The sequence below is a fragment of the Pseudomonas sp. genome (assembly GCF_050739995.1).
In the GTDB taxonomy this organism is placed as follows: domain Bacteria; phylum Pseudomonadota; class Gammaproteobacteria; order Pseudomonadales; family Pseudomonadaceae; genus Aquipseudomonas.
This window is the reverse complement of the sequence record NZ_JBOICG010000131.1, coordinates 1-13,349: the sequence shown is the minus strand read 5'-3', so window position 1 is coordinate 13,349 and position 13,349 is coordinate 1. Positions and strand designations below refer to the sequence as shown.

Sequence of the window (13,349 nt, the reverse complement as noted above, 5' to 3'; positions counted from 1 at the left end):
CTTCGCGCATGTCGTCGGTGTTGGGCTTGAACGCCAGGCCCCACAACGCGAAGGTCTTGCCCTTCAATTCGCCTTTGAAGTAAGCGTTGATACGCTCGAACAGCTTGCTCTTCTGGCGTTGGTTGATGGCTTCCACGGCTTCGAGCAGGTCGCTGGAGCAGTTGGCTTCCTTGGCGCTGTGAATCAGGGCGCGCATGTCTTTGGGGAAGCACGAGCCGCCGTAGCCGCAGCCCGGGTAGATGAAGTGGTAGCCAATGCGTGAGTCAGCACCAATGCCCAGGCGTACCGCTTCGATGTCGGCCCCCAGGTGTTCGGCCAGCTCAGCGATCTGGTTGATGAAGCTGATCTTGGTAGCCAGCATGCAGTTGGCTGCGTACTTGGTCAGCTCGGCACTGCGCAGGTCCATGAAGATGATGCGGTCGTGGTTGCGGTTGAACGGCGCGTACAGGTCGCGCATCACTTCACGCACTTCTTCGCGCTCACAGCCGATGATGATGCGGTCCGGGCGGCGGCAATCGGCAACGGCCGTGCCTTCCTTGAGGAATTCCGGGTTGGAGACGATATCGAACTCCAGATGGCGGCCGGCAGTGCGCAGGTTCTTCTCGATGTGCGCGCGCAAGGTGTCGCCGGTGCCGACAGGCACGGTGGATTTTTCCACCAGGATGACCGGCTCCACGCGGTGACGGGACACCGCATCACCCACCGACAGTACGTATTTCAGGTCCGCGGAGCCGTCTTCGTCCGAAGGCGTACCGACCGCGATGAACAGCACTTCACCGTGTTCAACGGCGAGCTTTTCATCATAAGTGAAATGCAGGCGTCCGCTTTCCAGGTTTTCTTTGACCATGGCAGCCAGGCCCGGCTCGAAGATGGTCACGTGACCTTTCTGCAGCGATTCGACCTTGCTCTTGTCAACGTCCATGCAGATGACATCGTGACCGACTTCGGCCAATACGGTGGCCTGCACCAGACCGACGTAACCACTACCAAACACACTGATTTTCATGGGGTATTCCTGGGACTTAGGGTGCTAGCACGACGAGAGTTAATAACCAGTACACCGAGGATGACCAAGGCCACCCCCAGGGTTTTTGAAAGCGAAAAATGTTCATTGAACACCGGCAGGCTGGCGGCCAGCAGATAAACCAGCGCATAGCTGATGCTGAGCAGCGAATAGGCGCGGCCCAGGGGCAGGTCTTTCAGGGCCCCGAGCCAGCAGAGCATCGACAGCGCATAGGCGATGATCGCCAGGATCACCACGCCCAAGGCGCCAAGGTCGATAGCATTGCTGTTGAAGGCGGTCAGCCATTCCGTGGGCAGTGGCAGGCGCGTCATACTCCAGCGCATGCCCAGTTGGGCAGCGCTGACCAGGCCGACACTGCCCAAGGCCAGGGCGAAACCACGGGCTTGGCTCATACCTGGCGCCCCAGCAACACAACACCGGCGATCACCAGCGCGACACCCAGCCAGTGGCGGCCATCGATGTGTTCATGAAACACAAAGTGAGCCATCAGCGTGACCAGTACGAAGTTCAGGCTGAGCATGGGGTAGGCAATGCCGACTTCCAGGCGTTGCAGAACCAGCAACCACACCAGCAAACCCAGGCCGAGGCAAAACAGTGCCGACCACAACCAGGGCGAGCGCAGTTTCAGTGCCCAACCGTCCGGCTGGTCGCGCCAGCTTTCGACGGCAAATTTTTGCGAGACCTGGCCCATGCAGGTAAGCAGACAGGCGCTCAGCAACAAAAGCAGAGTGATCATTGCGCGGCCTGAGGGAAGATCATGATCACGATATTGCCTTGTTCGTAGCGCTTGCCGTCTTTGGGTAGCAACTCGACTTCAGCGACTTCGTCTTCACCCTTGACCCGCATCACCACACCCACGGAGCCTTGCTTGCGCGCATCGCTCATCCATTGCTGGACCTGGGTTGGGTCGACCTTGCGATAGGCCGTGTCCGGGTAGGCAATGCCGTATTTCACTTCACCCACGGTGTTGTAGAGGGTGACTTCAGGGCGTGCCAGGCGCCAGGACAAGGCCGACGCCGCGCCCAGGTCATTGCTCAGCAATGCACTGGTCGGTTGCAGTTCTTGCAAGTGATCGATGATGAACTGGTCCGGCGTCTTGTTGTAAACCACCGAATGCGGCAGCGCGGCCGGGACCAGCGCCACCAGCAGCCAGCTGCCGACAACGGGCGCGGCCCACAGCGTCAATGGCCGTGCAGCTTGCAACAGATTGACCACGATCCAGCCGAACAGGAAGGTAAACACCAGCACCAGGCTGAGGGTTTCCTGCCCTGGCTCGTAGATCGGCTTTTTCAATTGGAACCAACTGATCGCCAGCAAGGCCACGACGCCGATCACCAGGTTCAACCCACCGTTGATACGCAATGCACGGGCTTTGCCCCGGGAGAGCTTGTCGCTCAGGGTCGACCCCATCAGCAGGGCCAGGGGCAACAGGCACGGCATGATGTAGGACGGCAGCTTGCCCTTGGCCAGGCTGAAAAATGCCAGGGGCATCAGCAGCCATAGCAGCAGAAATGCGGTTTTCGGCAGGCGCTTTTCGTCCCAGGCTTGTTTGACTGTGGACGGCAGCAGGGCGACCCATGGCAACGAGAACGCAACCATTAATGGCAGGTAATACCAGAAGGGTTCAGCGTGTTGTGCGTCTTCACCGGCAAAACGCTGGATATGTTCATGCCAGAAAAAGAAGTTCCAGTAGTCCGGCTCTTGCAGGTGCACGGCCAATGCCCACGGCACGCTGACGGCAATCGCCACGACCACGGCCACAACACCGTAACCCAGCAACTCACCCAGGCGTTTCTGCCAGAGGGCGTAGGGCAGGGCGATCAGCACCGGCAGCAACCACGCCAGGAAGCCCTTGGTCATGAACCCCATGCCACAGGCAAAGCCCAGCAAGGCCCAGGACCACAAACGGCCACGGCGAGTGGTGCTATCGAAGCAGAACCAGAGCGCGACACCCGTCAGGTTCACCCAGAAGGTGAACTGCGGGTCAAGGTTGGCATAACCGCCGAGCAGGGCCACGCTGACAAAGCTCATGTACAGCACGGTGCTGACCAAGCTTTTTTGCGGGTCGTTCCACAACCGACGAGAGACCAGATACACCAGCAGAATGCTCAACCCGGTACTCAAGGCCGAAGCAAAACGCACGCCGAACAGGTTCTGCCCGAAGATCGCCTGGCCCAGCGCGATCATCCAGTAGCCTGCTGCGGGTTTTTCGAAGTAGCGAATGCCCATGAAATGCGGCGAAGCCCACTTGCCGGTCAGCAGCATTTCCTGGCTGATCTGTGCATAGCGGGTTTCATCGGGAATCCACAAGCCGTGGGTGGCCAGGGGCAACAGGTAGAACAGGCCAAACGCCAACAGGAGCAGGGGCAGTGCCCAGCGCCGGATCATGCCTGCTGCACTCCGAGCCAGCCTTCTCGGCCGCTCAACGCACCGCGCACCAGCTGTTGCTGGGGCAGGGTGGTCACATCCGCGGGCAACAGGTCGCCCAGGGGTTTGAAGTCGATGCCGCGCTGCCCGGCTTGGGCGAGCAACTGGCGGAAATCATCAGCCATCAGAATCCCTTCTACTTCTGCGTGGATCGTGTAGACATTCAGTTTCGACTCGGCAAACCGGTCAAGAATGAAACTGTTGAAATCTTTGGCAGTCACTACCGGCCCGACGACTTCGTCGAAGGTCGGCAGGTCCACCGGAATTTGTGGAGTGCCCGCGCTGCCATCGGCCAAGGTTGGTCGAAACAGGCTGGTGCCCCGGCAATCGCTGTTATAGCGAAAGTTGAAGCCTTGCTTGGCTTGCACAACGCGTTCATCGGCGCGCCATCCGGCAGCCGCTGAACAGTCGATGCGTTCGCCCAGGATATCGCTCAAGGTGTCGACGCCACGGCGGATCTGTTCGATCAACTGCGCCTCGCTCCAGCGCCCGGTGTTGGCCTGCCAGCCGTGGTGATCCCACGCGTGCAGGCCGACTTCATGGCCGGCGGCCTTGGCCTGGCGCATCAGATGCCCCAGGTCACGGCCAATCGGTTTGCCTGGCCAGGCGGTGCCGGCCAGCAAAATATCCAGGCCATACAGGCCGACAGCATTGGAACGCAGCATCTTCCACAGGAATTGCGGGCGGATGAGGCGCCACAAGTGGCGCCCCATGTTGTCCGGCCCAACGCTGAAGAAGAACGTCGCCTTCACCCCGGCTTCATCCAGGGATTCGAGCAACCGCGGCACACCTTCACGGGTACCACGGTAGGTGTCGACGTCAATGCGAAGACCTGCCTGCATTACTTCTTGTCCGCGATTTCGAGCATGGCTTCTTTCAGGAAGAAGTCCAGGGTGTTGCCGATGGTTTCGCTCATCTCTACGGTCGGCTCCCAGTTCAGCAGGCGCTTGGCGTTTTCGATGCTTGGCTTACGGTGTGCCACGTCCTGGTAACCAGTGCCGTAGAACGCCTTGCTTTCTACGTCGCGGAAACCGGCGAACGGAGGGAAGTTGCTGCGCAGCGGGTGAGCTTCGAACTGACGCAGCAGCTCTTCGCCCAACTGACGGATGCTGGCTTCGTTTTCCGGGTTGCCGATGTTGACGATCTGGCCGTCGCACACACCGTTTTCGTTATCAATGATGCGGGCCAGGGCCTCGATACCATCAGCGATGTCAGTGAAGCAACGTTTCTGCTCGCCACCGTCGAACAGACGGATCGGGGTGCCTTCCACCAGGTTCAGGATCAACTGGGTGATCGCGCGGGAGCTGCCGATACGCGCCGAATCCAGACGGTCCAGACGCGGGCCCATCCAGTTGAATGGACGGAACAGGGTGAACTTCAGGCCTTTGTCGCCGTAGGCCCAGATCACACGGTCCAACAGTTGCTTGGAGACCGAGTAGATCCAACGCTGCTTGTTGACCGGGCCAACCACCAGGTTGGAGGTGTCTTCGTCGAAATACTGGTCCTGGCACATGCCATAGACTTCGGAGGTCGACGGGAAGATCACGCGCTTGTTGTACTTGACGCAGTAGCGAACCAGTTTCAGGTTCTCTTCGAAGTCCAGTTCGAATACGCGCAGTGGGTTACGGGTGTATTCGATTGGCGTGGCGATGGCCACCAGCGGCAGGACCACGTCGCACTTCTTGATGTGGTATTCGATCCACTCGGTGTGGATGCTGATGTCGCCTTCCACGTAGTGGAAGTTCGGGTGGCTACGCAGGCGCTCGATGGCGTCGGAGCCGATATCCAGGCCGTAGATTTCGTAGCGGTCGTCACGCAGCAGGCGCTCGGACAGGTGGTTACCGATGAAACCGTTCACACCCAGGATCAGTACGCGGGTACGGCGTGGCTTGCGGCCGGACTCGGCGCCGCGCAGTACGGAACCGTCCACCAGGCCCAGTGCATCCGCCAGGGCAGGGCCGGCCAGGAACAGGCCATCGGCGTTGCGCTGACCGAACTTGACCACCAGGGAATCTTCACCGCAGGCGATGCGCAGCGGGTTGACGCTGATCACGCGGCCAGGTGCCAGGCCTTCGTTGCCCTTGACCACTTCGGCTTGCCAAACGATCAGTTTGTGCTCGCCCACGGCGCAGAAAGCACCCGGGTAAGGTTGGGTGACGGCGCGAACCAGGTTGAACAGCTCTTCAGCCGGTTTTTTCCAGTCCAGCTTGCCATCGGCGGCGGTACGGCGGCCGAAGTAGGTGGCCTGGCTTTCGTCCTGGGCGGTTTCAGCCAGCTTGCCTTGAGCCAGTTGCGGCAGCGCATCGCGCAGCAGGTTGGTAGCGGCTTCACGCAGCTTGGCGTGCAGGGTCAGGCCAGTATCCGTGCGGTCGATGATGACTTTCTGCTGGGCCAGGATCGCGCCTGCATCGGCACGCTTGACCATACGGTGCAGGGTCACGCCGGTTTCGGTTTCGCCGTTGACCAGCACCCAGTTCGCCGGGGCGCGGCCACGGTACTTAGGCAGCAGGGAGCCGTGGAGGTTGAACGCACCTTTTTTAGCGGTAGCCAGCAGGGCTTCGCTCAGCAGGTTGCGGTAGTAGAAGGAAAAGATGAAGTCCGGGTTCAGCTTGGCAATGCGCTCGATCCACAGTGGGTGGTTGGCGTCTTCCGGAGCATGTACCGGGATGCCATTGCGCGCGCAGAGTTGGGCGACGGAACCGTAGAAGTTGTTTTCCTTGGGGTCGTCGGCATGGGTGAACACGGCAGCAATGTCGTAGCCGGCGGTCAGCAGGGCTTCAATGCCTGCACAGCCAATATCGTGGTAAGCGAAGACAACAGCTTTTGAATTCATGACGAAACCTGATCGGAAGGAGAAGTGGAAGAGTGAGACGTTGCCAGGCCGTCGACCACGACGACCGGCGCAGGTGCTGCGGGTTGGTTACGCAGCACTTTTTCAATAAAGAAGCGTGGACGGGCACGTACGTCACTGTACATGCGTCCCAGGTATTCACCCAAGAGGCCCATGCCGATGAATTGACCACCGGTGAACACGAACAGCACGGCAAACAGCACGAACATGCCTGAACCAGCCCATTCAGCACCGAAGACCAGGCGCAGGAAGACCAACGCTATGGCAAACAGCATGCCCAGTGCCGCCAGGCTGAAGCCCACAATGGAGAGCAGGCGCAGCGGGGTGGTGGTCATGCAGGTCAGCAGGTCGAACATCAGGCTGATCAGGCGCATCGGGCTGTACTTGGACACGCCGTGTTCACGCTCAGCGTGATGCACCAGGATTTCCGTGGTGTGACGGGCAAAACCGTTGGCCAGGATCGGAATGAAGGTGCTGCGCTCGCGGCAGGCCAGCATCGCATCGACGATGGTGCGACGGTAGGCGCGCAGCATGCAGCCGTAGTCCGACATGGCGACGCCGGTGGAGCGCTGCACGGCCAGGTTGATCAAGCGCGAAGGCCAGCGGCGGAACGCCGAGTCCTGACGGTTGTTGCGCACGGTGGCAACCACGTCGTAACCCAGGGCGGCTTGCTCCACCAGGCGCGGAATTTCTTCCGGCGGGTTCTGCAGGTCGGCGTCCAGGGTAATCACCACATCGCCACGGCACTGCTCGAAGCCGGCCATGATCGCCGCATGCTGGCCGTAGTTACGGTTCAGGATCACCGCGACCACGTTGCTGCCTTCTTCTGCGGCAGCGTCTTCCAGCAGTTGGGCCGAACTGTCACGGCTACCGTCATCCACCAGGATGATTTCGTATTTGTAGGCCAGTTGCTTGCAAGCCGCCGTCGTACGACGCAGCAATTCAGGCAAGCTGTCTTCTTCGTTGTAGACCGGGATAACGATCGACACGAGATCAATAGGGTAGGGTTTCAAAGATTCAAGACCTCGGGGCTAGAGCAATTGGAGCGTGAAAACAGCAGTAATCCGGGCTGATGGACAGCGGGCAGATTAAACGTAGCGTGGGGTTGCGGCATTCATTTGACTTTCCTGAGGACGGGCACTGGTTTCTTCCATGGGCTTGCAGAGTAAAGACGAAATATATGAAAGGTAAAGCCTAATCAACAGGTTAGTCGGGAAAAACGCGGTTCGTTCTCAAGTCCTGCGGCCAAGGTTAAGCGGAAAAATGTTGAACGAATATGAAAGGCATATGAAAAACTCGTTTTTTTGACAAATAGACAGCCAGGGTTCAGCTAAGTAACTGACGTGCCACGGGATACCTTTGCAGAGCGAACGCCTGGCGATTTTAATCGCACATTCAACAATCTTCTCTGCATTGGCCTTCAAGTGCCGGTAAAGTAAGCCATCTCTTGCCAGGGTACTCGGATGAATAGCGTGCAGCTTTTTCGCGGCCAGTTGCGGCCCGCGTTGATGGGATCGTTGATGGGGTTGTTGTTGACCGTGGGCTGTATCACCACTGTGCGAGCCGACGATGGCGTGGCGTTGACCACCGTCAACCAAGTCCCGGATGGCGTCGAAGTGCGCGGCAAACAGGTCGCGGCCTATACCTGGGACGACCGCCAGGGCAAGAATCTGCTGGTGCTCGCTGAACAGGTCAGTGAGCGCGACGATGACGGCACCCAGTCGGCCTTTGTCTATGCCGCCCAATATTTGCTCGACGGTGACCATCCCAAGCGGGTCTGGATGCTGTACGACGATGTACAGCATTGTGAGTTCGACGCCGGGCTGCGCTTTGACATGGCAGCCACCAAGGTCACTGACCTTGCCGGCGATGGCATTACCCAGGCTACGGTGGGCTATTCGCGCACCTGCACCAGCGATGTCAGCCCTCGCGAGTTCAAGTTGATCATGCACGTGGGTAAATCCCAGAAATACCGACTGCGCGGCGTGGATCGCGTAGGCGCCAGTTGGTGGGACGAAGATGCCGGTGCCTTGCGTGGCATGCCGCTGCCTGTCGACTGCAGCGTCGCCGCACAACAGGCACTGGTGAGCCAGTACAAGGAACAAGGCACTGAACTGCCGCTGCCGGGCTGTTATAGCGATGAGAAGGATTTCGCCAAGGCACCGGACAGCTACCTGGCATTCATGCGCCAGCATTGGTTTACCCTGATGCAAAAACAGGACGCCGATTGGAGCCAGTCCCAGACCCAGCCCCAAGACCCGGTTGAGGACGATCAATAGCCTGTGATTTTGTGCCAGGGCCGATCCTGCGTTAGACTCGGCCTTCGCCAATTCACTAAATATCTCGATTAAACAATGGCTTGTCCGAGGTATTTAATTCAAAGGCTGAACTGTTTTGATTGAGTCTATCCGCAACCCGTTGACCCTTTACCTCACACGCCTGGCCCCCTCCAGCCAACTGACCATGCGTTACGTGCTGCAAGATGCGGCCGACCGCCTCGGTTTCGAGGACATCAACCTCGAAGAGATCGATTGGCACCTGCTGCAACCTGAACACGTCATCGGCCTGGTGGCAGCCTTGCGTGAGGATGGCTATGCGCCAAACACCTCATCGCTGTATGTGAATGCAGTACGTGGGGTGATGAACGAAGCCTGGCGCATGAGCCTGATCAGCCAGGACCACCTGCTCAAGATGCGCTCGGTCAAGGCCGCATCCGGCACACGCCTGGGACAGGGGCGTAACCTGCGCCGTACGCTGATTCGCGAGTTGATGGAAGTGTGTGCCGCCGACCCACGCCCACAGGGCCTGCGGGATGCGGCGGTCATCGGCATGTTATATGGATCGGGCATGCGCAAGTCGGAATCGGTCAACCTGGACTTGGCGCAGATCAACTTCGGCGAGCGCAGTTTGCGTGTGACCGGCAAGGGCGATAAAGAGCTGATCAAGTACGCTCCAGAATGGGCCTTCTCAAAGTTGCAGGCGTGGCTGGCATTTCGCCGCGAGCAGCTCAAGGACGGGGAGGAGGACGATACCTTCCTGTTTAACCGTATTCGTCGGGGCAGCCACATCACCCGCGAGCGCATCACCAAGCATGCGATTTATTACATCGCCCGTCAGCGCGGTGAGCAGGTGGGGGTGAAGATCATGCCCCATGATTTCAGGCGTTCCTTCATCACACGGGTGATTGAAGAGCATGACCTGTCGATTGCACAAAAACTGGCGCACCACACCAATATCCAGACCACGGCCAGTTATGACATGCGCGACGACAATGAGCGGCGACGCGCTGTGGATCGCTTCGATCTGTAGGTGGAATCAACTGTGTGGGCAGGCGTCGCCGACTCGGATGTAGTCCAGTTCGTGACGTACTCCCTGGCTATCGACGTAAATCACATGCCCCTTGACCGGTCCGCATGTGGTTGTCGCTGCATTGGTGTTGCGTACGGCCTTGGCGATATCCAGGTCTTCGGAGTAATCGTCGGCTTGATTGACCGGCGTGGTGGCGCCTGGCCCTGGGTCACTCTGGGCGGCGGCTAGGGTGCTGAACAGGCTCAGCACAGCAATAAGCACATAACGCATGACGACCTCCAGCACCCCATCGGTGGTGGTTTGACTGTGGTTGCCATTCTATAAAGCCTGGCCGGCGGACCTGAACGGATTCCGGCCAATAGCGGATATCAGTGAAAACGATGTCAGGGCTGCGCGCCTGCCAAATGCGGCGGCAGGCGGCGTAAGGTCCACAAGGTGACGAGCATGGCAGCCACCGCACACAGGGCGATGCCAATCAACATGGGCGTCGGAGTGTGATCGGCAAACACGCCAACCAGGGCCATGCACACCGCACCTGTGATCATCTGGATCGCGCCCAGCAAGGCTGACGCAGCGCCCGCCACCGCGCCGTGATCCTCAAGGGACAAGACCCCGGCGGCCGGCAACAGCAGGCCAAGAAAACCAAAACCGATGAATAGCAGGCTCATCATCAAGGCCAAGTGATTGCCCCAGGCTGTCGTTATCGCCAGCAAACCCAGCACGCTGGCGACTGCGATCACAGACCAGCGAATCAACGGTGCCAGCCCAAAACGCGCGCTCAGGCGTGCCGTGAGTTGGCTCATCGTAAAAAACGATGCGGCATTGAGGGCAAAGCACAGGCTGAATTGCGTCGGTGTCAGGCCGAAATACTCGATATACACGAACGGTGCGCTGCCGATGAACACAAAGAAGGTGGCCAAGCCAAAACCACTGACCAGCGACAAACCAATGAATACCGGGTCACGCAGCAACGCCCCATAGCTACCGATGGCATTGCCCAGGGTTTTGCCCAAGCGGCGTTCGGCCGGATGGGTTTCGGGCAACTGCACGATAGTCATCACCAGGCACAACGTCGACACCACCGCCAGCACGACAAACACCTCGCGCCAGCTCCAGATCGAGATCACCACGCTACCGGCCAATGGCGCCAGAATCGGCGAAACACTCATGACCAGCATCAGCAACGCCATCAAGCGTGCGGCGTCATGACCGGTATACAGATCACGGACAATCGCCCGCGGGATCACCATGCTGGCACATGCGCCAAAGGCTTGTAGGGCACGGAAGCCAATGAGCACTTCAATTGTAGGGGCCAGGGCACAACCGACGCTGGCCACGGCGAAAATTACCAAGCCTGCATAAATGGGAGGTTTTCGCCCGAATACATCACTGATCGGCCCGTAAAACAACTGGCACACCCCGATGATGATAAAGAACACCGTGAGGCTCATTTGTACCGCCGTCGGTGAAGCGTGCAGGCTGGCACCCAGGGTGGGCAAGGCCGGCAGATAGCTGTCGATGGCGAACGGGCCGATCGCGGTGATCAGCCCCAGCAGCAAGGCGAGGTGGGCAATACTTCGGGACATGTTCAGTTCCGGGCGGTGCAAGGCCGCCCAGCTTAAGGGATCTGCGTGAATCCGCAATCAACGGCATGGGAAGGGCTCGTAGGATTCATTGATCTCTCACCACAAAAAAAAGATTGAATATTCACACCTAATGTTATTTAAATAACAAAACAAGAGCGCCACGACCTGCCTGGTCGTGCCGCAATAAGGTGGAATAGCAATGAGCAAGATCGCAGTCATCGGCAGCAATATGGTGGATTTGATTACCTACATCGACCGCATGCCAGCCCAGGGCGAAACCCTGGAAGCCCTGGGTTTTGCCTTGGGTTGCGGGGGCAAGGGGGCCAATCAGGCGGTGGCGGCAGCCAAGCTGGGTGCCGATGTATTGATGTTAAGCAAAGTCGGCGATGACATGTTTGCCGACAACACATTGGCCAATTTCCAGCGCTTTGGCATCAACACCCGCTACGTTCAGCGGGTGCCGGGGGTTTCCAGTGGCGTTGCACCGATTTTCGTACAGGCCGACTCCCACAACAGCATCTTGATCGTCAAAGGCGCCAATGCGCATTTGACGCCGGCTGACATCGACGCGGCGGCGCAAGACCTGCGTGAGTGCACGTTGATCGTGCTGCAACTGGAGATCAGCCTGGACACGGTGTACCACGCCATCGAGTTCGCCCATCGGCATCGGATTGCAGTGTTGCTCAACCCCGCACCGGCGTTGGCCGGCCTGAGTGCCGAACACTTGGCAAAACTGGATTTCCTGATCCCCAACGAATCTGAACTGGCTCTGATTACCGGCCATGTCGTGGACTCGCCGAACGCTGCCCGCACGGCAGCACGAACCCTGGTCGCCAGCGGCATTCGCCACGTGATCGTCACCCTTGGCGAGCACGGTGCGTTGTACGTCGGGGAGGAGGGTGAGTTCCTGGTGCCAGGCCAGCGGGTGGTCGCCCGTGACACCACCGGTGCCGGTGACGCCTTTATCGGTTGCTTCATTCAGCACTGGAACTGCAACGGCGATATTCGCCAGGCCATGAAACAGGCAGTGGCGTATTCGGCGTGCTCAGTGATGGCACTGGGCACCCAATCTTCCTATCCAGACAGCGAAGCGTTCGCCCACTTCCAGCAGCAGCGGTAACACCCTCAACCCAGCCCGGAGAACAATAATGAACAAACCTGCGCTGCAACAGACACCCGATGGCTTTTACCTGAACCGCACGCCCTGGTTCGCTTTTATCCTGCTGTGTAGCATCTTTGCGCTATGGGCCGCGGCGGCGAGCATGAACGACGTGCTGATCGCACACTTCAAGAAAGCGTTTTTGCTCAGTGATTTCCAGACAGCCTTTGTGCAGTCGGCGTTTTACCTGGGCTACTTTTTCGTGGCGATTCCAGCGGCCATGGTGGTGCGTCGCCTGAGCTACAAGAGCACGATACTGATCGGGCTGTTGCTGTACATGTTCGGCTGCCTGCTGTTTTTTCCAGCGGCGTCCACGGCCAAGTACGGCATGTTCCTGCTGGCGCTGTTTGTGATTGCTGCCGGCCTGTCGTTCCTGGAAACCGCGTGCAACACCTATTCGACACTGATGGGCCCACGGGAAACCGGAACGCGGCGCTTGAACATCTCGCAGACTTTCCACCCCTTCGGCGCCATGGCCGGGGTGTACGTGGGCAGCTTCGTGATGTTCAAGGACACCGACGCGACCACTGAACAACTGACACAGATGAGCGCCTCCGAAGCGGCGGTGCAGCAGTTGCAAATGATCCAGTCCACGCTGCTGCCCTACAAGTGGATGATCGCGGTACTGGTGCTGATGTTTATCCTGATCGCCATCACCCGATTCCCCGCCTGCAAGGGTAATAAGCCCGCCGACAGCAAGCGCGGCAGCCTACGCCAAAGCTTGGGCCGGCTGTGGCGTAACCCGCGCTTTACCTTTGGTGTGCTCGCGCAGTTTCTCTATGTCGGCGCGCAAGTGGGTGTGTGGAGCTTTACCATTCGCCTGGCCATGCAAATGGGCGGCATGAATGAGCGCAGCGCGTCCTGGTTCCTGCTGACCACCTTTGCCGCTTACTTTATCGGCAAGCTGATCGCCAACCTGTTGATGCGACGCCTGCACCCGGCCAAGGTATTGGCGATATACGGTGTGCTGTGCATTGTGTTGCTGGCCTACAC

Annotated in this window: 13 protein-coding genes; 4 read left to right on the top strand and 9 right to left on the bottom strand. The window is 59.0% G+C overall.

All coding sequences use genetic code 11. The features are described 5' to 3' along the window. From ACRESD_RS04565 to arnC, 7 genes are all read right to left on the bottom strand, one after another. Positions 1–1,006 (bottom strand): UDP-glucose dehydrogenase family protein (locus ACRESD_RS04565; RefSeq protein ID WP_431749833.1); only part of this gene is annotated, 1,006 nt, incomplete at its 3' end. Then, positions 1,003–1,416, bottom strand: coding sequence for a 4-amino-4-deoxy-L-arabinose-phosphoundecaprenol flippase subunit ArnF (gene arnF, locus ACRESD_RS04560; protein ID WP_431749832.1), 414 nt, complete (start codon positions 1,414–1,416; stop codon positions 1,003–1,005). The genes arnF and ACRESD_RS04565, both read right to left, overlap by 4 nt. Further along, positions 1,413–1,760 (bottom strand): 4-amino-4-deoxy-L-arabinose-phosphoundecaprenol flippase subunit ArnE, encoded by a 348-nt coding sequence (gene arnE, locus ACRESD_RS04555; protein WP_431749831.1) that lies wholly within the window; start codon positions 1,758–1,760, stop codon positions 1,413–1,415. The genes arnF and arnE overlap by 4 nt, the downstream gene beginning before the upstream one ends. After that, on the bottom strand, positions 1,757–3,412 hold the full coding sequence (gene arnT, locus ACRESD_RS04550; protein ID WP_431749830.1) for a lipid IV(A) 4-amino-4-deoxy-L-arabinosyltransferase: 1,656 nt from the start codon (positions 3,410–3,412) through the stop codon (positions 1,757–1,759). Before arnT ends, arnE begins: the two co-directional genes overlap by 4 nt. Further along, positions 3,409–4,293 carry a 4-deoxy-4-formamido-L-arabinose-phosphoundecaprenol deformylase gene (gene arnD, locus ACRESD_RS04545; protein ID WP_431749829.1) on the bottom strand — a complete coding sequence of 295 codons (885 nt, stop codon included), beginning with the start codon at positions 4,291–4,293 and terminating at the stop codon, positions 3,409–3,411. Before arnD ends, arnT begins: the two co-directional genes overlap by 4 nt. Next, positions 4,293–6,284: a bifunctional UDP-4-amino-4-deoxy-L-arabinose formyltransferase/UDP-glucuronic acid oxidase ArnA gene (arnA, locus tag ACRESD_RS04540; protein WP_431749828.1), complete on the bottom strand. Its 1,992-nt coding sequence runs from the start codon at positions 6,282–6,284 to the stop codon at positions 4,293–4,295. Before arnA ends, arnD begins: the two co-directional genes overlap by 1 nt. Continuing rightward, positions 6,281–7,315, bottom strand: coding sequence for an undecaprenyl-phosphate 4-deoxy-4-formamido-L-arabinose transferase (gene arnC / locus ACRESD_RS04535; protein WP_431749827.1), 1,035 nt, complete (start codon positions 7,313–7,315; stop codon positions 6,281–6,283). The genes arnA and arnC overlap by 4 nt, the downstream gene beginning before the upstream one ends. A gap of 450 nt (positions 7,316–7,765) precedes the next feature. Between arnC and ACRESD_RS04530 the strand changes: the two genes are divergently transcribed. Continuing rightward, on the top strand, positions 7,766–8,581 hold the full coding sequence (locus tag ACRESD_RS04530; protein WP_431749826.1) for a M949_RS01915 family surface polysaccharide biosynthesis protein: 816 nt from the start codon (positions 7,766–7,768) through the stop codon (positions 8,579–8,581). Between the two features lie 115 nt (positions 8,582–8,696). Then, positions 8,697–9,611, top strand: coding sequence for a site-specific integrase (locus ACRESD_RS04525; protein WP_431749825.1), 915 nt, complete (start codon positions 8,697–8,699; stop codon positions 9,609–9,611). A gap of 6 nt (positions 9,612–9,617) precedes the next feature. Here ACRESD_RS04525 and ACRESD_RS04520 read toward each other — a convergent pair whose 3' ends face one another. Next, on the bottom strand, positions 9,618–9,881 hold the full coding sequence (locus tag ACRESD_RS04520; protein WP_431749824.1) for a DUF2790 domain-containing protein: 264 nt from the start codon (positions 9,879–9,881) through the stop codon (positions 9,618–9,620). Positions 9,882–9,994: 113 nt separating this feature from the next. Next, positions 9,995–11,197, bottom strand: coding sequence for a multidrug effflux MFS transporter (locus ACRESD_RS04515; protein WP_431749823.1), 1,203 nt, complete (start codon positions 11,195–11,197; stop codon positions 9,995–9,997). A gap of 199 nt (positions 11,198–11,396) precedes the next feature. On the opposite strand from ACRESD_RS04515, the gene rbsK reads away from it, so the two are divergent. Both rbsK and fucP read left to right on the top strand, forming a co-directional pair. Then, the gene (gene rbsK / locus ACRESD_RS04510) at positions 11,397–12,317 is read left to right on the top strand and encodes a ribokinase (protein WP_431749822.1); all 921 of its coding nucleotides are present in this window, start codon (positions 11,397–11,399) and stop codon (positions 12,315–12,317) included. A gap of 28 nt (positions 12,318–12,345) precedes the next feature. Then, on the top strand, positions 12,346–13,349 hold a 1,004-nt coding region (gene fucP / locus ACRESD_RS04505; RefSeq protein WP_431749821.1), incomplete at its 3' end, for an L-fucose:H+ symporter permease.

Coding starts and splice junctions, on each gene's coding strand:
- rbsK (WP_431749822.1), top strand. CDS start 11,397: ATGAGCAAGATCGCAGTCATCGGCAGCAATATGGTGGATTTGATTACC.
- arnA (WP_431749828.1), bottom strand. CDS start 6,284: ATGAATTCAAAAGCTGTTGTCTTCGCTTACCACGATATTGGCTGTGCA.
- arnT (WP_431749830.1), bottom strand. CDS start 3,412: ATGATCCGGCGCTGGGCACTGCCCCTGCTCCTGTTGGCGTTTGGCCTG.
- ACRESD_RS04515 (WP_431749823.1), bottom strand. CDS start 11,197: ATGTCCCGAAGTATTGCCCACCTCGCCTTGCTGCTGGGGCTGATCACC.
- ACRESD_RS04520 (WP_431749824.1), bottom strand. CDS start 9,881: ATGCGTTATGTGCTTATTGCTGTGCTGAGCCTGTTCAGCACCCTAGCC.
- arnD (WP_431749829.1), bottom strand. CDS start 4,293: ATGCAGGCAGGTCTTCGCATTGACGTCGACACCTACCGTGGTACCCGT.
- ACRESD_RS04530 (WP_431749826.1), top strand. CDS start 7,766: ATGAATAGCGTGCAGCTTTTTCGCGGCCAGTTGCGGCCCGCGTTGATG.
- arnF (WP_431749832.1), bottom strand. CDS start 1,416: ATGAGCCAAGCCCGTGGTTTCGCCCTGGCCTTGGGCAGTGTCGGCCTG.
- arnE (WP_431749831.1), bottom strand. CDS start 1,760: ATGATCACTCTGCTTTTGTTGCTGAGCGCCTGTCTGCTTACCTGCATG.